Origin of the sequence: Thalassobacillus pellis (assembly GCF_016908295.1) — a bacterium.
GTDB lineage: Bacteria > Bacillota > Bacilli > Bacillales > Halobacillaceae > Thalassobacillus > Thalassobacillus pellis.
On sequence record NZ_JAFBDO010000006.1, the window covers coordinates 60,618 to 82,869 of the forward strand.

At 39.1% G+C, this 22,252-nt stretch carries 23 protein-coding genes; 16 read left to right on the forward strand and 7 right to left on the reverse strand.

Annotation, left to right across the window (positions count from 1 at the left end; genetic code table 11):
- Nucleotides 1-54: 54 nt before the first annotated feature.
- Both JOC33_RS16630 and JOC33_RS16635 read right to left on the reverse strand, forming a co-directional pair.
- Nucleotides 55-429 (reverse strand): succinate dehydrogenase/fumarate reductase transmembrane subunit, encoded by a 375-nt coding sequence (locus JOC33_RS16630; RefSeq protein ID WP_205093670.1) that lies wholly within the window; start codon nt 427-429, stop codon nt 55-57.
- A gap of 24 nt (nt 430-453) precedes the next feature.
- Complete coding sequence (locus tag JOC33_RS16635; protein WP_205093671.1) at nt 454-1,176, reverse strand: succinate dehydrogenase/fumarate reductase iron-sulfur subunit; 723 nt, start codon at nt 1,174-1,176, stop codon at nt 454-456.
- Between the two features lie 341 nt (nt 1,177-1,517).
- On the opposite strand from JOC33_RS16635, the gene JOC33_RS16640 reads away from it, so the two are divergent.
- Together JOC33_RS16640 and JOC33_RS16645 are read left to right on the forward strand one after the other, a co-directional pair.
- Nucleotides 1,518-1,853, forward strand: coding sequence for a UxaA family hydrolase (locus tag JOC33_RS16640; RefSeq protein WP_205093672.1), 336 nt, complete (start codon nt 1,518-1,520; stop codon nt 1,851-1,853).
- Between the two features lie 14 nt (nt 1,854-1,867).
- Nucleotides 1,868-3,013: a UxaA family hydrolase gene (locus JOC33_RS16645; RefSeq protein ID WP_275577007.1), complete on the forward strand. Its 1,146-nt coding sequence runs from the start codon at nt 1,868-1,870 to the stop codon at nt 3,011-3,013.
- A 92-nt stretch (nt 3,014-3,105) separates the two neighbouring features.
- On the opposite strand, the gene JOC33_RS16650 is transcribed toward JOC33_RS16645, so the two are convergent.
- From JOC33_RS16650 to JOC33_RS16660, 3 genes are read right to left on the reverse strand one after another with little or no spacing between them, the layout of a single operon-like run.
- Entirely contained in the window at nt 3,106-4,182 is a 1,077-nt protein-coding gene (locus JOC33_RS16650) for an Ldh family oxidoreductase (protein ID WP_205093674.1), read from the reverse strand.
- Nucleotides 4,179-4,898, reverse strand: a complete 720-nt coding sequence (locus JOC33_RS16655; protein ID WP_205093675.1) for a FadR/GntR family transcriptional regulator — start codon at nt 4,896-4,898, stop codon at nt 4,179-4,181. The genes JOC33_RS16650 and JOC33_RS16655 overlap by 4 nt, the downstream gene beginning before the upstream one ends.
- Nucleotides 4,899-4,914: 16 nt before the next feature.
- Complete coding sequence (locus JOC33_RS16660) at nt 4,915-5,865, reverse strand: hydroxyacid dehydrogenase (protein ID WP_205093676.1); 951 nt, start codon at nt 5,863-5,865, stop codon at nt 4,915-4,917.
- A 347-nt stretch (nt 5,866-6,212) separates the two neighbouring features.
- Between JOC33_RS16660 and JOC33_RS16665 the strand changes: the two genes are divergently transcribed.
- Nucleotides 6,213-7,277: a YeiH family protein gene (locus JOC33_RS16665; RefSeq protein ID WP_205093677.1), complete on the forward strand. Its 1,065-nt coding sequence runs from the start codon at nt 6,213-6,215 to the stop codon at nt 7,275-7,277.
- Nucleotides 7,278-7,357: 80 nt separating this feature from the next.
- Nucleotides 7,358-8,275, forward strand: coding sequence for a selenium metabolism-associated LysR family transcriptional regulator (locus JOC33_RS16670; RefSeq protein ID WP_205093678.1), 918 nt, complete (start codon nt 7,358-7,360; stop codon nt 8,273-8,275).
- 18 nt (nt 8,276-8,293) lie between these two features.
- Here the strand turns inward: JOC33_RS16670 and JOC33_RS16675 are convergent, their stop codons facing one another.
- Nucleotides 8,294-9,391, reverse strand: coding sequence for a CdaR family transcriptional regulator (locus JOC33_RS16675; RefSeq protein ID WP_205093679.1), 1,098 nt, complete (start codon nt 9,389-9,391; stop codon nt 8,294-8,296).
- A 144-nt stretch (nt 9,392-9,535) separates the two neighbouring features.
- Between JOC33_RS16675 and JOC33_RS16680 the strand changes: the two genes are divergently transcribed.
- From JOC33_RS16680 to JOC33_RS16735, 12 genes are all read left to right on the forward strand, one after another.
- Nucleotides 9,536-10,702 (forward strand): glycerate kinase, encoded by a 1,167-nt coding sequence (locus JOC33_RS16680; protein WP_205093680.1) that lies wholly within the window; start codon nt 9,536-9,538, stop codon nt 10,700-10,702.
- The gene (locus JOC33_RS16685; RefSeq protein ID WP_205093681.1) at nt 10,692-11,822 is read left to right on the forward strand and encodes a 2-keto-3-deoxygluconate permease; all 1,131 of its coding nucleotides are present in this window, start codon (nt 10,692-10,694) and stop codon (nt 11,820-11,822) included. Before JOC33_RS16680 ends, JOC33_RS16685 begins: the two co-directional genes overlap by 11 nt.
- A 94-nt stretch (nt 11,823-11,916) precedes the next feature.
- A complete protein-coding gene (gene larA / locus JOC33_RS16690; RefSeq protein ID WP_205093682.1) occupies nt 11,917-13,179 on the forward strand; it encodes a nickel-dependent lactate racemase in 1,263 nt (420 codons plus the stop codon).
- 127 nt (nt 13,180-13,306) lie between these two features.
- Nucleotides 13,307-14,119 carry an ATP-dependent sacrificial sulfur transferase LarE gene (larE, locus tag JOC33_RS16695; RefSeq protein ID WP_205093683.1) on the forward strand — a complete coding sequence of 271 codons (813 nt, stop codon included), beginning with the start codon at nt 13,307-13,309 and terminating at the stop codon, nt 14,117-14,119.
- A gap of 5 nt (nt 14,120-14,124) precedes the next feature.
- Nucleotides 14,125-14,760 carry an urease accessory protein UreH gene (locus JOC33_RS16700; RefSeq protein ID WP_205093684.1) on the forward strand — a complete coding sequence of 212 codons (636 nt, stop codon included), beginning with the start codon at nt 14,125-14,127 and terminating at the stop codon, nt 14,758-14,760.
- 24 nt (nt 14,761-14,784) lie between these two features.
- On the forward strand, nt 14,785-15,480 hold the full coding sequence (gene larB, locus JOC33_RS16705) for a nickel pincer cofactor biosynthesis protein LarB (RefSeq protein WP_205093685.1): 696 nt from the start codon (nt 14,785-14,787) through the stop codon (nt 15,478-15,480).
- Nucleotides 15,461-16,696 (forward strand): nickel pincer cofactor biosynthesis protein LarC, encoded by a 1,236-nt coding sequence (larC, locus tag JOC33_RS16710; RefSeq protein WP_205093686.1) that lies wholly within the window; start codon nt 15,461-15,463, stop codon nt 16,694-16,696. The genes larB and larC overlap by 20 nt, the downstream gene beginning before the upstream one ends.
- A gap of 99 nt (nt 16,697-16,795) precedes the next feature.
- Nucleotides 16,796-17,776 carry a four-carbon acid sugar kinase family protein gene (locus JOC33_RS16715; protein ID WP_205093687.1) on the forward strand — a complete coding sequence of 327 codons (981 nt, stop codon included), beginning with the start codon at nt 16,796-16,798 and terminating at the stop codon, nt 17,774-17,776.
- Complete coding sequence (locus JOC33_RS20605; protein ID WP_275577008.1) at nt 17,721-18,095, forward strand: nucleotide-binding domain containing protein; 375 nt, start codon at nt 17,721-17,723, stop codon at nt 18,093-18,095. The genes JOC33_RS16715 and JOC33_RS20605 overlap by 56 nt, the downstream gene beginning before the upstream one ends.
- The gene (pdxA, locus tag JOC33_RS16725) at nt 18,095-19,090 is read left to right on the forward strand and encodes a 4-hydroxythreonine-4-phosphate dehydrogenase PdxA (protein ID WP_205093689.1); all 996 of its coding nucleotides are present in this window, start codon (nt 18,095-18,097) and stop codon (nt 19,088-19,090) included. Before JOC33_RS20605 ends, pdxA begins: the two co-directional genes overlap by 1 nt.
- Nucleotides 19,091-19,274: 184 nt before the next feature.
- Complete coding sequence (locus JOC33_RS16730; protein ID WP_205093690.1) at nt 19,275-19,784, forward strand: hypothetical protein; 510 nt, start codon at nt 19,275-19,277, stop codon at nt 19,782-19,784.
- A 423-nt stretch (nt 19,785-20,207) separates the two neighbouring features.
- On the forward strand, nt 20,208-20,990 hold the full coding sequence (locus JOC33_RS16735; RefSeq protein ID WP_205093691.1) for a hypothetical protein: 783 nt from the start codon (nt 20,208-20,210) through the stop codon (nt 20,988-20,990).
- A 250-nt stretch (nt 20,991-21,240) separates the two neighbouring features.
- Here JOC33_RS16735 and JOC33_RS16740 read toward each other — a convergent pair whose 3' ends face one another.
- The gene (locus JOC33_RS16740; RefSeq protein WP_338054549.1) at nt 21,241-22,161 is read right to left on the reverse strand and encodes an HNH endonuclease; all 921 of its coding nucleotides are present in this window, start codon (nt 22,159-22,161) and stop codon (nt 21,241-21,243) included.
- Between the last annotated feature and the right edge of the window lie 91 nt (nt 22,162-22,252).

Here is a 22,252-nt window from a genome sequence, read left to right on the forward strand (position 1 = left end):
CACCTTCTTCTAAGGAATTTATATCGCTTTATATAGAGGAAAAAAGTTTAAAATTTAAGAAACTATCACATAAAACATGACCGCACACAAAATAGCCGCAATAATCGTAAAAGCCTTAAAGACGCTGCGGTTATCCTGAACGACACCCATATCAATCAAGATAACTCGAAAGCCGTATAGAGCATGAAAAATAAGAGCGAATATCAAAAAAGCATCCACTATGGCGTTTAAATGCAAAGCGGAAATCGTACCAGCTCCCGGAAGCTTTCCGATCATTGCATAACCGCTATAAATTTTTAATGGTAATAAAAATAGCAAAATGAGAGCGGTGACTCTTTGGACTATCCAGGCAATATAACCGACAAATGGCTTTTGTTTTACTTTAACTTCTTGGAGGCTTTTCCTCGTTTGGACACTTGTAGTAGCCATACACGTTCATCTCCCTCACTAAATTTAATATTTTAATCCTACCGCTCTTCGCAGTTTCTTGGTTTTAACTTTTTGAATGGTTTTCATAGGTTTGATTCCTTTTGGACATACTTCCACACAAGCACCAAAAGAACGACAGCCAAAAGCTCCGTCCTTATCAGTTACCATATCGAGTCTTTCATCCGTAGCTCCATCTCGTTCATCCGCAATCAAATTGTATGCTCGATTTAGCGCTGCAGGTCCGATATATTCATCTTCTCCTCTAAGCGAAACTGCGTCACAGGATTGGAAACATAATCCGCAAGTTATGCAATCTTGATTTTCATCGATGATCTCCCGTCGTCCCGATGATGGGGGAATCACACTAAATTCATCTGTTTCTTCTTTTGGGACAAAATAAGGTTTTACTTTTTCCCAGTTTTTAAAGAACTTATCCATGTTTACAGACAGGTCTTTTATGATCTCCATATTTCTCATCGGTTGTACCACTATTTTTTCGCCTAAACTTTCTATTTTTGTACGGCAAGCCAGACGCCCCCGCCCATTAATCACCATGCCACAAGAACCGCACATGCCAAGTCTGCATGCACACCGAAAGGATAATGTAGGGTCTTGATCTTCGACGATAAGAAACAAGCTATCCAATACGGTCATGTTTTTTTTAGCTTCAATAGGAAAGGTGTCATATTTGGGATGTTCATCTTCCTCTGGGTCATAACGCATGATGGTTATTTTTACATCACTCATCCTTAGCACTCCTTGTATATCCTGAAGGCTCTTCAGGTTTTTCTAGTCCCCAGTGTGATCCATCTATGTAATTCCTTCCCTCCCTTAAAAATGAATATGGTATAGTGACCCAACCAATATTAATTTTATTAAACCACTATCTGCGTAATAATTCAATATTTTTTTAATATTAAAATAATTCCAAGATACTAACGAGAAATCGCTTACCCAAACAGGGGTTCATTGTTTAAAATTTTCTGAAAATAGGGTTGATTTTTCGCAGGGGAGTGTTTACAATAAGTACAAATTGGTTGGGTCACCTAACCAAAAATCGATCCTTACATAAAAAAGGAGTGAAAAAAATGGCGCAAAACGAACATTCAGCAATAGCCACTGGGGAAAAAGAAAAGCATGTAGCCGTCCATAAGTTTTTGATTCATCACAAAGGAGATCAGGTCGGTGTAGCAACCAGTGATATCAAGGAAGGCGAAAAAGTAATTGGGGTATTTATGGATGATAATTCGAGCATCGAAGTGGTTGCAAATGGTGATATACCTCTAGGTCACAAAATTGCTTTAGAGAACTTGGCTACCAATGAACCGGTACTCAAATATGGGGTTCCCATTGGTTTAACTACAACAGAATGGCAAGTAGGCGATTATGTTCATACACACAATATTAAAACGGCGAGGTGGTAAAGTTGGATCAACAATTGTTAGGCTTTCGTAGAGAAAATGGAAAAGTTGGAGTTCGAAATCATGTCGTTATTTTACCTGTAGATGATATTTCCAATGCGGCTTGTGAAGCTGTAGCCAATAATGTCAAGGGAACATTAGCCTTGCCTCATGCTTATGGACGACTGCAATATGGAGAGGACCTAGATCTTTTGTTCAGAACCCTAATTGGCACAGGTTCTAACCCCAATGTTGCAGCTGTAGTTGTGATTGGGATTGAAGAAAATTGGACCAAGAAAATAGCGGATGGTATTGCTGAAACGGGCAAACCGGTATCTTATTTCTATATTGAGCGTAGTGGAGACTTGGAAACGGTACAAAAGGCTTCACGGGAAGCGAAAGAATATGTACAATGGGCTTCTGAGCTACAACGAGAACCGATTGAGTTGAGCGATCTCACGATCAGTATTAAATGCGGAGAATCAGATACGACGACTGGTATGGGATCTTGTCCGACTGTATCCCAAGCAGTCGATCGCCTTGTGGACGCCGGGGCTACGGTGTTCTTTGGGGAAACATCTGAATTAACCGGAGGAGAGCATCTCATTGCTGAACGCATGGCCACACCGGAGTTGAAAGATAAATTTATGGCTATTTATGATGATTACGTTGGGGAGATTGAATCCAAGGGCGTTGATTTATTAGGTTCCCAACCAACTCAAGGAAATATTGCGGGAGGTCTTTCTACGATTGAAGAAAAAGCCCTAGGTAATATTGCAAAAACAGGTACGAAGAATGTTATTGGTGTCTTAGAACCTGCTGAGGCTCCGACTTCTGGTAACGGGTTATACTTCATGGATACTTCTTCTGCCGCAGCTGAATGTATTACGTTAATGGCAGCTGCAGGAGCTGTGATTCATTTCTTCCCTACCGGTCAAGGAAATATTATCGGAAATCCAATTGAGCCGGTAGTAAAGGTCACTGCCAATCCGATTACTGCTGGAACAATGAGTGAGCATATCGATGTCGACGTCCAAGGATTGCTCTCTCGGGAAATGTCTTTACCAGAGGCAGGCAGTTCCTTAATGGATTATCTCTATCGAGTTGTTAATGGTCGTTTGACTTGTGCAGAAGCGCTCGGACACCGTGAATTTGTTATGACCAAGCTATATCGAAGTGCTTAACGCTTTCCAGCTATAAAATCATCCCCCCTTATTATAGAAAAGATCTAGATGAAAAAAGTTCCGGTCAGCTAAAATGTTGACCGGAACTTTTTTTACGCTTTTGAATGATTAAAGGAAGAAATAGGTTGAGGAAACGGGATATTGACAGCTTCACCTAAACTCTTTAGCTCATCTTGAACGCTTTGTGTTAAAGGAATGCCGTCTTCTAATCTTCTTTCAAATTCTTTCGTCCGTCTTTCGCCAGGATATCGTATTTCTTCAAATCCCGGGGCTTTTGGAGTTTCTTTCATTTGATGAATAAGTTGTTCCATGGATTGCTGAAAGGTTTCATGAGGCATAAACTTCTCAATATCCATAAGTATGAAGAAGTGACCCACGTTGGCAGGAGTCTTGGATGCCTCTTGGTATATGCTGTTGACATTTGGACCAAAAGCAGCTCCAGATAGCACACCGGATAAAATTTCTACAGCTAATGCGAGAGCAAATCCTTTGGCTCCTCCCAATGGCAGAACAGAACCTGTTAATGCCTTACCAGGATCATTGGTTACCTGTCCTTCTTCATCAAGCGCCCAGCCATCCGGGATAGATTCTCCTTGTTTATCAGCTAGTATAATTTTCCCCCTGGCTACTACACTGGTGGAAAGGTCGATGATAACCGGCGGCTTACTGCCGTTGGGAAACCCAAAAGCAATCGGATTGGTACCGAAAAAAGCTTGTCTTCCTCCCCAAGGAGCGATGCCAGGAGGTGAGTTGGTAAACGCAATAGCAGCCAAATTCTTCTCACACGCCATCTGACAATAATACGAAGCTGTCCCAAAATGGTTGCTGTTTTTAATGCTTATCCCAGCCATTCCACTTTCAATGGCCAGTTCCATTCCTTTTTCTACCGCCTTGGAACTGACCACATGTCCTAATCCGTTATCTCCGTCTACCGTGAGAACGGAAGCCCCCCTTTGTTCAAATCGAATGTTCGGAGCTGGATTTATGCGATCGTCTTTAAGACGATTAGAATAGACAACAAGCCGACTAAGGCCATGGCTGTCTACCCCCTCGAGGTTGGCCCGTAACAGGGCGTCCGATACAGTTTCAGCCTCTTCTGATTTTACCCCCAATGCCGCCAGCACCTCAGTAGAAAACGTTCTTAAATCCTTTACATGAAATGTACTCATTCTATCTTATCCTTCGTTTTTATATTTTCCATAATCGAAGTTTCTACACTTTCCAGATGTTTCTCCATATAATCTTGAGCCAATGAAACTTCTTTTGCTTTAATGGCGTTTACAATGTCCTCATGCTGATCGACCGATTTCACCGGCCTTCCTGGTATTTGGATCACTTGCATGCGGGATTCTTCCAACAAATCGATAAGATTATGCATAATACGGATCAATACGGAATTCTGGGATATATCTGCTAAAGAAAGGTGAAACTGGTGATCTAACTTTGCAAGAGTGGCATAATCCTTTCCCTGACTAGCTACTTTTTTTGCCTCTTCTACGATTTCTGCTAGTTTATCAATCTGTTCTTCAGAAGCATTTTCTATAGCCCAGGCGACAGCATTTCGTTCTAGCACCTTCCTGATGGCAAATAGGTCTTTGATTCGGTCCGTACTAACAAAGAAGAAAGCCGTCATTTTACGTATCTGTTGTTCTTCAGAAGCCACAAAGATACCTGTCCCGTGTTTAATACGTACATACCCATAAGCCTCTAATATTTTATACGCTTCTCGTACAGTATTCCGGCTAACTTTCAAATTGAGTGCCATTTCCCGTTCTCCAGGGAGCTTTTGATCGACTTCATATTTTCCATCTAAAATCATTTGTTTAATATGGTCGGCAGCTCTTTCTGAAATTCCTTTTCTCTCCAATTCAAAGTTCTCAAACATTTTCAAACCTCCTTTATTAAACGACACAAAGGGAAGGATTCCCTTTTAACAGTTTTATGACTTCATGGGTAACAAGCATGGAGATGCGCGATTGGGATTCATTCGTAAGTCCAGCAATATGCGGGGTGAATGTGACGTTTTCCAAAGCTAACAATTTGTTAGAGATATCGATTGGTTCTTTTTCCACTACATCCAGATAAGCACCGGCAATCTCCTGGTTTTTTAGCGCTTGGTATAAGGCCATTTCATCAATAATGCCTCCCCTAGAAGAGTTGATAATATAAGTAGTCGGTTTCATCATTGTAAAATGCTCATCAGAAATTAAATGTTTCGTCGAGTCTGTAAGAGGTACATGAATGGATATAGCGTCAGCGGTAGCCAATACTTCCTCTATGGAATCCTTCTTCTGAACTCCCGTCTCAGCTATAATATGATCATGCTCCGTTAGAAAGGGGTCGTATCCAATGACTTCCATGCCAAATGCTTTTGCCCTTTTGGCAACTCGATGTGCAATCTCTCCAAGACCGATTAGTCCAAGGGTTGTCTGGCTTATTTCCTTTCCTGTGTGTTTCACTCTGTTCCAATCGCCCTGTTTTACATCTTCATTAGCTAAGTGTATCGGTCTGTTGGCATGAAACAAAGTTGCCATTACATATTCGGCTACCGCAGTCGCATTTGCATGGCGAGGGACAACTACCTTAATGCCTTTTTCTTTTGCTCTTGCTACATTGATATTGTCTAACCCAACACCTAGTCTTCCAATAACTTTTAATTCGCTGTTTTCCTTTAATAAAGCTTCATCTACTTGGGTCTGATTGCGAACAATTAAAGCGTCTACATGTTGAATTTTCTCTTGAAGGGTTTCCTTGTCCCTCCATAGGTTAGAGTCATATTGGACCTCGATATTTTGTGCTTTTAATTGTTGTATTCCTTCTTCTCGTATCACCTCTGTAATCAACACTTTCATTTTCTATTTTTCCTCCTTTTATACTTAGTTCTAACAGTAGTTTTTTTGCTCTCCTAAGGCGCTTATAAATCCATCCTTACCTTACGTATTGAAACCACCCCAAAGTATTGATTGGGGTAAATAGTAAATGAAACTGACAAAAAAGGTTTGGTGACCCAACCAATATACCATTAAATCATAAAATTTTCAAATAATTTCGGTAATTACGGCGGCCTGAGCTGTTATCATTCCTGTTTTTTGTCCTTTTTTATGATTTTTTAATATAACGTTCATTAATAATCCATATAAATGAACAACTCTTTTCTATGCTATGTTTTAAAAAAAGCTAGAGAGGAGCAATTTAGAAAATGGCACAGCAATCAGTCGCTCGTAAGCTAGAGAAAGAAAAGCATCCTGAATCGGAGAATAAGTCGAGAAGAAAGTTACAAATTGTATTACCGTGGATTGGTGGAATTGCATTTACTTTTTTTATCGCCTTATTGGGGGTTGGGTTATCTCAACTATGGGGGTTTGACCGTGTAGGACCACTGGCTAGTGCCATCATTATTGCTATCGTTTGTCGGCAAATCTGGGAATATCCAGAGCAGATCCGCCCGGGGATTGAGTTTTCTGCAAAAAAGTTACTTCGCTTTGCCATTATCTTATACGGACTAAAGTTAAATATTAATGTAATTTTTAATCAAGGAATGCCATTACTCATTCGAGGTATTGGGACCATTGTTTTTGTCCTAGTAGTCATGATGCTAATAGCGAAGTGGCTGAAAGCGGATTTTGCACTCTCCCTTTTGCTTGCTGTTGGTACAGCCGTTTGTGGTGCTGCTGCAATCGCGGCAGTCTCTCCGATTGTAAAGTCTAAAGAGGAGGATACAGCTATTGGCGTAGGAATCATTGCCTTGGGTGGGACTGTATTTGCTCTTCTCTACACGGTTATTCGACCAGTTTTACCGATCTCTGATTCTGCTTACGGTATTTGGGCGGGGGTAAGTTTGCATGAAATTGCCCATGTCGCCTTAGCTGCTGCACCTGGTGGGGAAGATGCATTAGCAATTGCTTTATTAGCAAAACTGGGGCGCGTTTTGTTATTGATTCCGTTATGTTTTATTCTTGTCTATTGGATGAATAAACGCGATGTTGCAAAAACAGGTAAAACAAAAGTCGGATTTCCCTGGTTTTTACTTGGGTTTATTTTTATGAGTCTTTTAGGAAGCTACGTATTTGGCGAATATATTGACGTCCCAACCTCCGTCATGGAAGGTGTGTCCAGTCTATCTACTTTTATATTAACCATGGCTATGGTAGGGTTAGGGCTAAATGTCAGTTTTCAGGCGATTCGTACCAAAGCTTCTCGGCCTTTAATTGCCATGTTGATTGTCTCCGTGCTATTAACAGGTCTTTCTTATTTCACATTATAGGATTTTGGAATGAAAGGGTTTTATTTGCTTCATAGCGAAGTTATACGATAAAACAATCTGAGAACAGTGGGGGATCCCTAATGAATTTAGAGCATTTAAAAACCTTTCATACAGCTGCGCTAAAAAAAAATTTCTCCGAAACGGCTAAAGCCTTACATTTATCGCAACCAAGCGTTAGTTTGCAAATTCGTCAACTGGAAGAATATCTAGGGGCGCCTTTATTCAAACGTACTACCCAAAAGGTATATCTGACACCTGCTGGTGATCTCTTTCTAAAAACAGCAGAAAAAATTTTAAAAGAAATAAACGAAACAAAAAAAGACATTCAAAAAATTTCTCATTCGACGCATGGTAATTTAATCATTGGGGCAAGTTTAACCATCGGAGAACATATTTTGCCTTATCTTTTTGCAAGTTTTAAAGCTAAACACCCCCATATCAATTTCATATTAAAACTCTACAATTCCCAACAAATTATCGAAAAACTTAGCGATGAAGAAATTCATCTCGGCTTTATCGAATCCATGATCTCTTATCCGGATTTTGTACAGAAAGCCTTTTTAGAAGATGAATTAGTTATCATTTCCTCTTACGAAAACGTGGAAATTCCAGATGATAATGGTTATATTTCTACCGAACAACTGATGGCTTTGCCATTTATCTTACGAGAGAGGGGATCCGGAACAAGGCAAGTGATTGAAGAAAAGCTAAGTCAGAATCATTTAAACCCTTCAAAATTAAATGTCATTATGGAGCTGGAGAATACAGAATCCATCAAATCAGCTGTGGAAGCAGGCCTGGGAATATCGATCATTTCGAAAGCCGCCGTCCAAAAAGAAATCCATTTAAAAACGCTAAAACCGTTAATGATTAGAGGGATTAATCTAAAAAGATCCTTGTTTACCATCTATAAGGATTATAATCTCTCACTCCCGGGAGAAGTCTTTCAATCTTTTGTTTTAGACTTTTATCAATGCAAAAAGACAGATTCTTTATAAGAAAAAGACGACCTTAATTTATGAATCATTTTTCAATTTTTCAATAAGCCATAAAGCAATTCGTAGGGTTAAAGCATCCTGAAAGTTTTTAGGGTTGTACCCTGTTTTTTCCATGATTCGCTGTAGACGGTAAATTAATGTATTTCTATGAACAAATAACGCCTCAGCAGTTTTTTGAATGTTTAAATTAGCAGAAAAAAATGCCTCTAATGTTTGGATTTCACTTTTGGATAAATTCTCTTTTACTCTGTGGAAAAACCTTTTTGCTTCTTTTCTATTTATTTGGTAAATAAAGGCTTTAGCCTCAAGGTTACCGAAGGACACCAGCTCTTTAGAATCGTCACTTATATTTAAAGCGAGGTCACAATCCAAATAAGATTGATTGAATTCTTCGATTTGATAAAAAGGAAGACTATAGGACATGCGGAATTTAATATGGAGCCTCTTTAATAAATGATAAATTTTATCAAATTGATTATGGTTATTTTTTTCACTAACCTCGGTAATACCAATAAACAAGCGATTAATGTTAATAAAACCAATGATTCCATTACCCTGTCCAACTACATCTTCTAGTTTATTGATTAATATTTGGTTAGGAATGGAGCGCTCTTTTATTTGTATTATAAGAATGATAAAAGGGGGCTGAAGTTGCAATTGGAGGATATTAAGTCCCCGTGTTATTTGATCATATGATGGGGCTGTTTTTAATAACTCTTCAATTATCATTTCTTTCGTACGTTGCCTCCACTCCATTTGCGAGGCGATGAACTCTTGTTTAATCATAAGTTCTGTCGTCATCTTTACCAGACCTCCGAGATCACCTATATCATCTGGATCCCCTGTTATACCGATGACTCCTAATACTCTTTCTTGAAAAACTATGGGTAGATTGATTCCTGACTGTGCCCCTCTCCAAGTTTCATTTTGTTCAGAAGGAATAATTAATGTTTCCCCTCTCTTTAAAACTTCAATAGCCCCTTCATGAATTCTCCCTACCCTGGAACTGTCTCTTGCAGCAATGATTACTCCCTCATTGTTCATAATGTTGACGTTTCGATTAATTCGTAGGGACGTTTCTTTTACAATCTCATTGGCAATCTCTGAAGTTAACATTTCCCTCCCCCTTTTGTTGATTTTAGACAAAAAATTCAAAAAATTACAAGCTAATTTCATATATTATATCCGAAGACAGCCCCCGTCAAGGCAAGTATAATAAGTTTCATAACCGTGGAAGCGCTTACTAAGGGGTGAAAGTCAATGAAAATTATAGTTGCTCCCGATTCATTTAAGGGAAGTCTGAGTGCGGTGGAAGTTTCAAATTCGATCCACCTAGGGATCAAAAGAGTATTTCCTCAAGCAGAAGTACTGCAACTTCCTGTCGCAGATGGGGGAGAAGGGACGATGGATACACTCGTCTCTGCGACTGGTGGGGAAAAAAGGGAGGCCACTGTTGTAGGACCATTAGGTAATAAGGTAGAAGCATCCTATGGAATTTTAGGAGATGGAGAAACTTGTGTGATTGAAATGGCAAGCGCTTCAGGCCTCGCGTTAATTCCTGATGGAAAGCTTTCTCCTTTAAAGGCCACTACTTATGGGACCGGACAATTGATAAAAAAAGCATTGGACGATGGTTTTTCATCTTTCATTCTAGCACTCGGCGGGTCTGCGACAAATGATGGAGGAGCAGGCATGTTGCAAGCCCTAGGATTAAATATTTTAGATGAACAATCTAAACCAATTGCATATGGTGGTGGAGAGTTAAACAAAGTTACCAAAATAGAAATGGAGTCATTTGATGAAAGAATTAAGGGTTGTCAATTCTTAATCGCTTCTGATGTACAGAATCCATTTATTGGATCTGAAGGAGCCTCGCATATTTTTGGCCCACAAAAAGGGGCTACACCTGATATGGTAAGGCTCCTCGATCAGAATATGGATCACTGGGCAAATGAGATAGAAAAAGTGACAGGAATCCAGCTTCATGAGCTTCCTGGTGCTGGCGCGGCCGGTGGAATCGGGGGGGCATTTCTGGCTTTCTTTCCATCAAAAATGAAACGGGGAATTGACATTGTGCTGGAGCATACAGGATTAATCGATTCCTTGAAAGGTACTGACCTGGTAATTACTGGGGAAGGACAAGTAGATTTACAGACAGCCTCTGGAAAAACACCAATGGGAGTAGCCCAAGCTGCACATAGAGAAAATATTCCGACCGTTATTATTGCTGGATCTGTAGGAGAAGGTGTAGAAATACTTTATCAGTTTGGAGTTGTAAGCGTTAGCAGTATTATCAATAGACCACTGACTTTAAGGGAATCCATGAAGAATGCGGATGTATTACTGACAACGAGTGCCGAACAGGTAGTACGCTCTTTTTTTCACCACCGTTTACACAGAGAGGGAGGAATATACATTGAAAATTAAAAAATCAATTGAGAAAGTACCTGGTGGATTAATGGTAGTTCCATTGATATTTGGAGCTTTTTTAAATACAATCGATCAAATGCATATACCGGCAGTCATGAACGTCCTTAAAGGCCTGGGGGTTTCAGCTACTGAGGAAGGTTATTACGAGTTTCTGAGAATCGGAGGATTCTCACAGGAACTTTTTAAAGATGGTGCGCTTGTACTGATTGCATTATTCTTATTCTGTGCTGGTAGTCAAATGGATTTAAGGATAGGCGGAAGAGCTTTAAAAAAAGGGGTAATGCTGACTGCCACTAAATATCTAACAGGCCTGGCTGTCGGAATGGCATTCGGATATTTCTTCGATCCAATGAGTGGATTGTTTGGTCTTTCTACTCTGGCGATCATTGCTGGTATGACAAATGGTAATGGGGGTATGTATGCCGCATTGACCGGGCAGTATGGCAACCGTTCAGATGTAGGTGCTGTAGCGATTCTTTCTCTGAATGACGGACCATTTTTTACGCTGATGTCCTTAGGTTTGCTAGGTTCAAGTTTCCCAATCATTTCTTTTATTGCCGTCTTATTACCGATTGCCATTGGTATGTTGTTGGGGAATTTAGATTCTGAGATCCGTGAATTTTTGAAGCCAGGAGAAATTTTGCCTGTACCTTTTTTTGCATTTGCCCTAGGTGCTGGAATGAACTTAGCTAATTTTTTCAATCCAACCGTCGTAGTGGCCGGATTAACAATTGGTATAATGACTACTGTACTAACTGGGGGAATGGGAATTTTGGTATTCAAGCTATTAAAAGAGAAAAGTTATATTGCTCCAGTTGCTGAAGCATCAACAGCAGGTAATGCAGCTGCTACACCAGCTGCTGTAGCAGCTGCTGCCGGTGTAGCTGCCAGTGCAGGAATGATGAGTGTTGCTGAAGCGAATGCATTCCAGAATATTGCCAATGTAGCAACCGCTCAGATTTCTATTGCTACCCTTACTACCGCTATTTTATGCCCGATTGCAGTCATTCTTATTGACAAACATCAAAAGAAAAAAGGCATTAATGGCAAGTTAGAAGAACCAAGGCTTAATTATAGTCATGATACGAGAGAAAGGGTACGTTCGGCAGTCAATTAAAAGGTGCAGCCCCTGGGATAACTTCTCAGGGGTTAAATCTTTCTATGAGAAATATGGAAAAACAGTATAAAATGAAATAATAGGAGGTATTCATATGAGAACAACATTACTCTATGGGAAAGAAGGTTTGTCACTGGATTTGCCAGAACAATCTTTCTTGGTGGAACCGAAAAATTTACCAGGTTTAAAGGAAGAAGAAAAAGTTATTCGCCAAGCGCTTGCAAATCCAATTGGTACTCCTCCTTTAAAAGACATGGTGAAGTCTTCGGATACTGTAGCTATCGTAATAAGCGATATTACCAGGCCAACTCCAAATCATATATTAGTTCCGTTATTAATTGAAGAATTGAAGCATGTGCCATTAGAAAACTTCGTTATAATCAACGGCACGGGAACTCACCGTGACCAAACCAGAGAAGAATTTGTGCAAATGCTTGGCGAGTGGGTAGTAAATAATATTCGTATCATCAATAATCACTGCCATGATAAAGAAACTTTAGTAAATCTTGGGGAAAGTAAATTTGGCTGTGATGTTTATTTGAATAAAGAATACGTAGAAGCAGACTTTCGAATAGTAACAGGATTTATCGAACCTCATTTTTTTGCTGGGTTTTCTGGCGGACCTAAAGGGATCATGCCTGGTATTGCAGGGATTGAAACCATCATGACCTTCCATAATGCACGTATGATAGGAGATCCTCGTTCTACTTGGGGTAATATGAATGATAACCCCGTACAGGAAATGACCCGTGAAATTAACCGGATGTGTAAACCACATTTTATGTTAAACGTGACACTAAACAGAGAAAAAGATATTTCTGCTGTTTTTGCTGGAGAGCTTTATAAAGCCCATGACAAAGGATGTGCCTTTGCTAAAGAGCACGCCATGATACGCTGCGAAGAGCGTTTTGATGTAGTAATCGCCTCAAACTCGGGGTATCCCCTTGATCAAAACCTATATCAGGCTGTAAAAGGAATGAGTGCTGCGCATAAAATAGTGAAAAAAGGCGGAACCATCATCATAGCTGCTGAATGTGCAGATGGTCTTCCGAGTCATGGGAATTATTCAAAGATTTTTGAAATGGCGGATACTCCACAGGATTTACTAGATATGATCAATGATCCGAAATTTAAAATGTTCGATCAGTGGCAGGTACAGAAGCAGGCCGTAACACAAGTATGGGCTGACATTTTTGTCTATTCCAAGCTTACCGATGAGCAAGTAAAAGGAGCAATGCTATCCCCTGCCCATGATATTGAAAAAACCTTAGAAGTTTTGAAAGAGACCTATGGAGAGAACATGAGTATTGCCGTCTTACCTCTTGGACCTTTAACGATTCCATATATAGAAGAATAATAGATGGAGCATGGTAGGTATGCCCTAGGATTACAGTAGAAGCAATTTGGCTTGTCTTATTTTGCACCCTCGTAGGAGTAATACTTTTTCTTATAAATACACCAAAAAAGGGCAAAGGAGGATATTTATGATAGAACATAAGTTTCAAAAACTTGAAGAAATTCTGATAGAAATGGAGACTGTAGTAATTGCATTCTCAGGAGGAGTAGACAGTACTTTTTTGTTAAAAGTGGCCATTGACACGCTTGGTAGAGAAAGGGTGCTAGCAGTGACGGCAGACAGTGAAACATATCCCTTTGAAGAACTCCAAGAAGCAAAACAACTCGCCACACAGCTTCATGCAAGGCATGAAATTATCGAAACATCTGAAATAAACATACCAGGCTATGCTGAAAATACAAGTAACCGTTGCTATTTCTGCAAGAAAAGCCTTTTTGAGCATCTCATTCCGATTATGAAACAGCAAGGGTACAAAAATATTGCCTTTGGGTTAATTGCTGATGACCTTGGTGAACATAGACCGGGCACCCAAGCAGCACGAGAATATAATGTCCGTGGACCTTTACAGGAAGCTAATCTTTACAAAAGTGAGATTCGAGAGTTATCTCAACAGATGGGATTGCGAACTTGGGACAAACCTTCTTTTGCTTGCCTTTCTTCTCGCATTACCTATGGGGAAGAGATAACGATTGAAAAACTACGGAGAATAGATTGGTCAGAGCAAGTGATTAGGGCTACCGGGATTCGCCAGGTCCGAGTCCGAACACATGGAGAAATCGCCAGGATTGAGGTGGAGCAGGAAGACATACCAGTTTTGCTGAAGCATCATGATGAAATTACTTCTAAGTTACAAGAGTTCGGTTATACCTATGTCACGATGGATTTGTCCGGATATAAAAGCGGAAGCATGAATAAAACCATAAAAAAGGCAGTGAAATAGCAGAAATGGAAAATTTATTCGCAATCCTTGGTCTGGGCTTTTTCCTAGGGATCAAGCATGCTTTGGAGCCGGATCATGTCGTGGCTGTTTCTACCATTGTAGGAAAGAATAAATCCCCATGGCGGTCCAGCTTTCTAGGTGTTTTTTGGGGAATTGGACACACTTTGACTTTACTGATAATCTTCCTGCTTCTATATTTTACTAAAACAAGTATACCTGGCACATGGGAAATGTCTTTTGAGCTAGGGGTGGGGATTATGCTTGTCTATTTGGGAACTTCTCCATTTTTCCCCAAGAAAAAGAATGGAAGAAGAAATCGAAAAGCTATTACGAGCAACCTTTTTATCAAATCTATGGTTATTGGACAAATCCATGGGCTTGCAGGGAGTGCAGCAATGACACTGCTGGTAGTTTCCGTGGTGGATTCTCTGAAAGATTCTCTCATCTATATTGGGACCTTTGGAATCGGCACGGTTGTAGGAATGCTTTTATTTACATTTGTGCTTAGTTTTCCATTCTTTTTCATTGTCAACAAACATCAGGTCAACACTTTACTGATAAGAGGGACGGCTATTCTAAGCATCTGTTACGGAATCTATTATATTTATATGGTCGGGTTCGTAGAAGGATTGTTTACATGATAAAAACGATTGAAGGTGAATAGTGTGAAAAAATTTGATGACTTAGGTTTTTGTAAAGTAGACACAGATCGGGAAGATCGTACAGGGTATCCAGAAGTGATTTATGGCGAGGGAAAGACTTCCGACCACATCTCGCAAATTATGGATCGATTAATCAGCCATCATCAGAAAGTAATGATAACTCGGTTGTCAAAAGAAAAAGCAGTAACATTACTAGAAGCATTCCCACAAGCGAAGTATGATGAAACTTCAAGAATTTTATTATATGGGGAACCAACCCGGCAGTATGCTGGTGAAGTGATGGTGATGTGTGCAGGAACATCAGATTTATTTGTTGCGGAAGAAGCAGCACTTACAGCTGAATGGATGGGCTGTAAAGTAAAGAGAGTATATGATGTGGGTGTAGCTGGAATAGATCGTTTACTCGCCCATCGAGAAGAAATCACAAAAGCTAGTGTACTCATTGTTGTGGCTGGAATGGAAGGGGCTCTTCCAAGTGTCGTCGGAGGGATGGTCAAACGGCCAGTTATTGCTGTCCCCACTTCCGTTGGCTACGGAGCTCATTTAGAAGGATTAACACCTCTTCTTTCTATGCTCACCTCGTGTGCTTCTGGAATGAGTGTGGTAAATATTGATAATGGATTTGGAGCTGCATACCAGGCGGCACTTATTTTACAGCTTGTCTCTGAGGAGGTCAGCAATGAAAAACCTATATCTTGATTGCCAGTCAGGGATTTCTGGGGATATGACACTAGCTGCACTTATCGATTTAGGTGCTGATATGGAGTACATCCTGTCCGAATTACGAAAACTACCGATTGATCCATTTATCATGGATGTGAAACAAATAGAGAAAAAGGGAATTTCCTCTAAATCATTAGTACTTCACTTTACGGAAGAAGAACACAAGCATTTTCATCACCATACCACTCCTACACCTTCCCATAGCGCAGATAATCATACGCATCATCATCGCCACGCTTCGGCTATTTTGAAAATGATTAGAGAAAGCGACTTGTCTGACAGAGTGAAAGAAAGGAGTCTTTCTGTCTTTGATGTGATTGCTAAAGCAGAAGGAAAAATTCATGGAATGGACCCTGCTGCCGTGCATTTTCATGAAGTAGGTGCGATGGATTCTATCATTGATGTGATTGGTGTGGCCCTCGCCCTCGAAAGCTTAGACGTAGATAAGATTGTTGCCTCTCCTGTCCCCACTGGTCATGGGAAAGTGATGATGGCACACGGACTATATCCTATCCCAGCACCAGCAACAGCAGAAATATTAACAGGTGTGCCATTGGCTGATTTCTCTGTAGAAGGGGAGTTGACCACTCCTACAGGAGCAGGCTTTATTAAAGCTTTAGTAAGTGAATATGGTTCTATGCCAGCAATGCAGATAGAAAAAATCGGTTACGGTGCAGGAAAAAAAGATTTTGATCATCCCAACGTACTGAGGGTGATGCTTTTTGAAACGAAAGAAAATTATAGTACTGAGACAATTACAGTGGTGGAATGTCAACTTGATGATATGCCAGGAGAAGCATTCGGTTACTTAATGGAAGAGGCTTTGGATAAAGGAGCATTGGATTTATATTATACGCCGATTACTATGAAAAAAAGCCGTCCCGGAATATTGATTACCGTATTATGCAAACCGGAAAGCGCGTTTATCATGGAAGACTTGCTGTTACGAGAAACTACTACTTTTGGGGTCCGTAAGTCGAAATGGGAAAGGCATATACTTTTACGTCGTTTTCAAAAAGTGGAGACTCCCTACGGTACACTGACGGTGAAAATTGGATTTAAAAACGGAGAAATATATAAAATTTCCCCCGAATATGAGGAAATAAAAAAGGTTGCCAGAAAGCATTTTGTTCCATTTATGGAGGTATATAGATTAGTAGAAAATATAGCAACAGAACAAATAACAAAGTAGTCAGGTTACGTATGGTCCTTGCTACATTCTTGTTTACTATGTGATTTAATTAAGGAGTTAAGTATAAGTGAGTCTTTAAGGAAGCGAGGATATCCTGGTATGAGTAATAAATTCGGCATTATAGCAGATGATATGACCGGGGCAAATGATAGTGGTGTACAGTTGAAAGAAAGAGGATTGGAAACTACCGTTCTATTCCAGTTACCTTTAGGTGCTATGCAGCTCGAGGAAACTTTAGTGATTGATACAGATTCGAGAGCACTTTCCAAAGAAGAAGCCTATAAACTTACCAAGGAAGCAGCTATGTTTTTAAAACAAAATAAGTATCAATACATCTACAAAAAAATGGATTCAACTCTTAGAGGGTATATTGGTATAGAATTGCAGGCAATCAAAGAAGTGTTTAACCCGCTATTCTTAGTAGTAGCACCTGCATATCCCGCTTATGGAAGAACGGCAGAAGCCGGTGTACATAAGCTGAACGGGACTTTCGTTTCCGAAACTGAATTTGCTCAAGATCCAAAGCACCCAGTGAAAGAATCCCGTATCGATTCTATTATTGAAAGGGAAACAAAAGAAAAAACAGCTGTCATTTCTATAGAATCATATAAAAATAATCCAATCCTCTTAAATGAAAAGTTAGAATCCCTCAAACAGGAGGGAGTTCATTATCTTATTTGTGATGCTCGTAATCAAGAGGATTTAAAAGAGATTACGAAAACAATCTCTGATTTTACTGATGAAGTCATATGGGCAGGATCTGCAGGGTTAGCTGAGGTTTTACCCGAAATATTCCGATTTTTCGTAGAAAAAGAAGTTACCACAGAACTTCCTATTTCTGCAAAAATTCTTACGGTATGTGGAAGTCTATCTCCTACCACGCAAGATCAAGTGAAATATACACTAAAACAACCTGGCATCTCTTCTGTGAAAATTGAAACAGAAAGAATCCTAACAGAAACATGGGAAGACGAAAAAAAGCTGATTGTAACAGCCTGTGTAGATGCTTTTGAGCAACATCAAGATGTGGTGCTTTATTCTTCCATCTACTCCAGAAGTCAAGGAAGCAGTACAGCTTAAAGCGAGTGAGTGGCAGTTAACAACTTTGGATATGGCGGGCAGGATATCACAAGCTTTGGGGGATATTACAAGAGAAGTTGTTAATAATGTTCCCGAACTTCGTGCTTTAGTTTTGACTGGAGGAGATACGGCAAAGGATATATCAAAACAATTAGGTGCCACAGGCTTCAGGCTTACACGACAGATAGAAGCTGGAATCCCTCAAGGAATTTTAATTGGCACCGATCGTTTGATTGAAGTTGTAACTAAAGCTGGAGCGTTTGGAAGTGAAAAATCAATTTATAGAGCGATGAAAGCATTGAAAGGAGAGCGTGAATAATGGGAACCAAAAAGATCATTGGAATCACGATGGGGGATGTAGCAGGAGTAGGACCTGAAATTATTGTTAAAAGCTTGATCGATGCTGGATTTCATGAGCAAGCTATACCTGTGGTGATTGGAGATCAAAAAATACTTGAGCGAGCTGCCAGAATCCTTGGTACAGATATTACCATTAGGAAGGTACATAAAACTGAAAAGTTTCTTGGGGAGAAAGGAGAGGTTCTCTGTCTGGATTTAGATCTGCTTCCTGAAGATTTACCCTTTGGAAGAGTTTCTGCAGAAGCTGGCCATGCTGCATTTGAATACTTAAGAACAGCGATTACCCTGGCGAATGAGGACAAGATCGATGCAATCTGTACTGCTCCATTGAATAAAGAAGCACTTCACAAAGGTGGTCATCTTTATCCAGGGCATACGGAAATCCTTGCTGAATTGACTAATACAACTAATTTTTCAATGATGCTCTCCTCACCTAAACTGAAAGTTATTCATGTAACAACTCATGTTGGATTGTTAGATGCAATAACAATGATTAACCCAAACCGAGTATATAATGTTATCCGTATGGCTTTCGACACCTTAACTAAGGCAGGCAATCCTAAACCTAAAATAGCAGTATGTGGAATTAACCCGCATGCTGGTGAGAATGGACTTTTTGGATACGGGGAAGAAGAGGAAAAAGTGATACCAGGAGTAGAGCAGGCCCAGGAAGAGGGTATTGATGTACAAGGTCCATTGCCGGTAGATACGCTCTTCTTTCGTGCGGTGCGTGGGGATTTTGACATAGTAGTGGCAATGTATCATGATCAAGGTCATGGCCCTATCAAAGTATTAGGTTTAGAATCAGGCGTCAATATAACAGTAGGACTTCCAATTATTCGAACAAGTGTGGATCATGGAACAGCGTTTGATATTGCCGGGACTGGTAAAGCGGATGAAAAAAGTCTTCAAGAAGCGTTACATCAGGCAATTGAACTGGCACCAAATAATTAATGTAACGTAGGTCTAATTTGAACAAGGAAAACGTAAACGTTGATGTTTACGTTTGTTTTTTGAATCTTTAGGCTGACTGGATAAGTATTTATAATCGGGTCTTTGGAGAAAATTCCACTCTATTTTTATACGGAAGGTATAATGGAAGTGAGTAGAAGTTAAGGGAAGTTTGGAGGGACTATTCATGATCATTAATACCACTAACTCAATCTTGTTGCCCAACCATCTAAGAGGAAGAAGTATTCATACAAACGTCATTCCTACCGTTAGTAATCTTAAGAACATGCTTAAGAAGTTAGAGGAGAGCCATGGGGATGAAAGTCAGTTGCCATCTTGGGATAGAAGAAGCTATAAAGCGTATCAGCTGGATGCCATCAAAAGCAAATTGTTGTCCTCTCCACCGGATGAAAGGATTGAATTTGTTAAGGGGCATATATTGAATACCGATCCTTCCAAATTAGGTGCAAGTTGTCTGGATATTTATCTAGTCGCTTACGTCACTGAAACTTTTGGAAAAGAAAAATCAATTTTTTTTAAATATATAATAGATAATGGAATAACAGATAAAGAAAATTCTGCTCAGGCCATATGGCAGGTTGGTAAAGGAGACGGGACATACCTTGGGGTACTGGAAGATGATGGATCCATCAAGGATTGGAACTTTTTTGCGCGCTGGATTAAAGGTAAAGAGTAAACATCAGGTAATCATTGGATTAAAAATGGTAGATAATCGATGGGTATATTGGGAGGAAAAGAATAATCATTTTTCTTACGGAAAGTCATATCCAGTTTGCTTGGTTCTTTCTTGGCCGTAGCCTTTTCTTCTGCGAGCTCTTGCTTCCTAAATTCTGATTTCGCCTGTTATTACATTTAAATTGCATCAAACCACTATTTATAAGGGGAGTGGGGCTTAAGACATCCCAACTAAAATTTCCTCTTTATTTTTGGAGAGAAGTTTCCGATTTCCGTAATAATCTTTTGTAACTTACCACTACAGCAACGAAGAGAATTCTTTTTGAGAAGAACTAGTAAAACAGCTTTTGAGGGAGAGAAAGAAAAAAAAGAAATCCATATATAGCATTTATTGAATTACCATTATCTTATGGGGGGAGAATTAATGAAAGTAATTATAGATATATATGACATAACTTGGGATGATTGGAATTTTAAAGCCACAGGTTCTAACTATTTATTTGGAGGAGAATTTGGTGTGGAAAATATAAAAGAAATGGAAGACAAATTAAGCAATTATCTGAGTTATAACCATAGCTTATTTAACTTAACCATTAATGAAAACACTTCTAATACTCATGTTCTTATATCTCTTTTAACCTGGGAAGGTAAAGAGCCAACAAACATAGATGAGCTTATACAATTTATTGAAGTGGAGATACATAACGGAAATGAAGGGGAAAATGAAGGGGAAAATTTTGATTCAATTCATCAACTTTATATTATTGATATAGTAACAGAGGAAGAAATTGAGGAAATTGAAGAGACGTTGAAAGCAGAAGAAATAGAGTATAAGAGGCTTAATAGAACTAACAATCAATTTGAAAAAGGATATGGGGATGTTTGGTACGATTTATTAATCGGTATATCTGGGGCAGCTTCTTACGACTTTATAAAATATGCCGTTGAAAAAATAAAAGAAAGGTATCCTGATAGACCTGATAAAGTGAATTTCGCGAGTTTTGATAAAGAGTTAATGCTTGAAAGCGTAGCAGACTTATCAGGAGAATCAAAAGCTAGCTTATCTCTTCGAAGGTTTAGCGGGGTAAAGGAGAATAATTTTTCGGCTGTAGTTACTAGTAGAAAATATAAATACGATGTAGTATGTGACGATAATTGCAATATAAAATCATTTGAACAAACAAAATTAGAATTAGAACGATATTAAAAAATTGCAGGGACGTAACTTGTTTCTACTTTTTTCTGCACAAATTGAGTTGTTATATAGTAATAGGTTAAAAAACATGATAAACGCCATGAATCGCCAAGTGAAGAGGCAACGGATGCTTATAATACACTTAATTAATGGATTCGTAGGTTAAAGTATGAACCGTCTCAATTATCTTTATAATTGCAAGACAAAGGAGATACATTGTCTTGCAATTTAAATGAAGACTTTGAGTTTTATGGTTTAGGGATCATCCCTTAAAAATATGTTTATTATGCCATTTGAGATAACTGATCTTAGGTGGTTGAACTCGTGGAATTATTATCTTCTTGCCCTCATATTGAAGAAGTTGTTCATATAGGATACGGTCATGGCTCGCTTGAGGTGAAACGATAACTTTGTATTTCTCTGAAATCGTGATATAACCTTGATCGAATGCTTTATCAAGGAAAACTGATAAACATATTCCATTCTGTGGATCTAGTCGAATATCTTTTCTCTTTGCCCAAGGTATAATGTGAGAGCCTACTAAAAAGCTTTTGGATCTCATTCCAGTAATAGCGCATCGGTAACCAAAATTCTTTTTCACTTGGTCTGAAAAAACTTTCTGTCCCCTGCGCTGCTTTTGTGTACTAAGCTGATCATCAACAAAATAATCCTTTCGTTGCTGTTGTTGTACCATATCTACTTCTGTAGATATTTCTTCTATAGATATGTCTTGTTTGTCAGCAACTCCCTTAAGAACTATTTTTCTAAAATCTTCCTGGTTAATTTCATTCATTCCATACTGATTAAAAAAGTGTTCCCATGTATCTTTCCGTTTTTTAAAAGCCCATTTAAAATCCTTAAGATCATCTGAAAGTAATACTGGCATAAAATAAACAGGCTTACTTATGTCTCCTCTTAAGCGATCATCTTCAATTTTATAGATAGAGTTTATTTTCCCCGAACCAAAAAAGTAGAACTTTCCTCTAATTTCTGACGCTGAAGTAGGTCGTCTATATAAGAAAAGGTCTCCCTCTCTTACTCTGTTATATTTACTAGGTGACCAATCATAAGAGACAAAGTCAACATCTCCATGTTCTTTATTCATACCTTTAGTATCTAAAATAAAATAACGGGTATCCTTAGATTGCATTTCTTTCTTATATAATTCAAAAAAATCGTTCACGTATTTCAACCTCCCTATTCCTATAAACAATTATTACTTTCTAAAAATGCTGCAAATATCTGTTGTAAATACGTACTGTTCAACTAAAAAA

Coding starts and splice junctions, on each gene's coding strand:
- JOC33_RS16655 (WP_205093675.1), bottom strand. CDS start 4,898: ATGTTTGAGAACTTTGAATTGGAGAGAAAAGGAATTTCAGAAAGAGCT.
- JOC33_RS16640 (WP_205093672.1), top strand. CDS start 1,518: ATGGCGCAAAACGAACATTCAGCAATAGCCACTGGGGAAAAAGAAAAG.
- JOC33_RS16660 (WP_205093676.1), bottom strand. CDS start 5,865: ATGAAAGTGTTGATTACAGAGGTGATACGAGAAGAAGGAATACAACAA.
- JOC33_RS16735 (WP_205093691.1), top strand. CDS start 20,208: ATGAAAGTAATTATAGATATATATGACATAACTTGGGATGATTGGAAT.
- pdxA (WP_205093689.1), top strand. CDS start 18,095: ATGGGAACCAAAAAGATCATTGGAATCACGATGGGGGATGTAGCAGGA.
- larA (WP_205093682.1), top strand. CDS start 11,917: ATGAGAACAACATTACTCTATGGGAAAGAAGGTTTGTCACTGGATTTG.
- JOC33_RS16715 (WP_205093687.1), top strand. CDS start 16,796: ATGAGTAATAAATTCGGCATTATAGCAGATGATATGACCGGGGCAAAT.
- JOC33_RS20605 (WP_275577008.1), top strand. CDS start 17,721: ATGTGGTGCTTTATTCTTCCATCTACTCCAGAAGTCAAGGAAGCAGTA.
- JOC33_RS16635 (WP_205093671.1), bottom strand. CDS start 1,176: ATGAGTGATGTAAAAATAACCATCATGCGTTATGACCCAGAGGAAGAT.
- JOC33_RS16680 (WP_205093680.1), top strand. CDS start 9,536: ATGAAAATTATAGTTGCTCCCGATTCATTTAAGGGAAGTCTGAGTGCG.
- JOC33_RS16670 (WP_205093678.1), top strand. CDS start 7,358: ATGAATTTAGAGCATTTAAAAACCTTTCATACAGCTGCGCTAAAAAAA.
- JOC33_RS16630 (WP_205093670.1), bottom strand. CDS start 429: ATGGCTACTACAAGTGTCCAAACGAGGAAAAGCCTCCAAGAAGTTAAA.
- JOC33_RS16730 (WP_205093690.1), top strand. CDS start 19,275: ATGATCATTAATACCACTAACTCAATCTTGTTGCCCAACCATCTAAGA.
- larE (WP_205093683.1), top strand. CDS start 13,307: ATGATAGAACATAAGTTTCAAAAACTTGAAGAAATTCTGATAGAAATG.
- larC (WP_205093686.1), top strand. CDS start 15,461: ATGAAAAACCTATATCTTGATTGCCAGTCAGGGATTTCTGGGGATATG.
- JOC33_RS16665 (WP_205093677.1), top strand. CDS start 6,213: ATGGCACAGCAATCAGTCGCTCGTAAGCTAGAGAAAGAAAAGCATCCT.
- JOC33_RS16700 (WP_205093684.1), top strand. CDS start 14,125: ATGGAAAATTTATTCGCAATCCTTGGTCTGGGCTTTTTCCTAGGGATC.
- JOC33_RS16650 (WP_205093674.1), bottom strand. CDS start 4,182: ATGAGTACATTTCATGTAAAGGATTTAAGAACGTTTTCTACTGAGGTG.
- JOC33_RS16675 (WP_205093679.1), bottom strand. CDS start 9,391: ATGTTAACTTCAGAGATTGCCAATGAGATTGTAAAAGAAACGTCCCTA.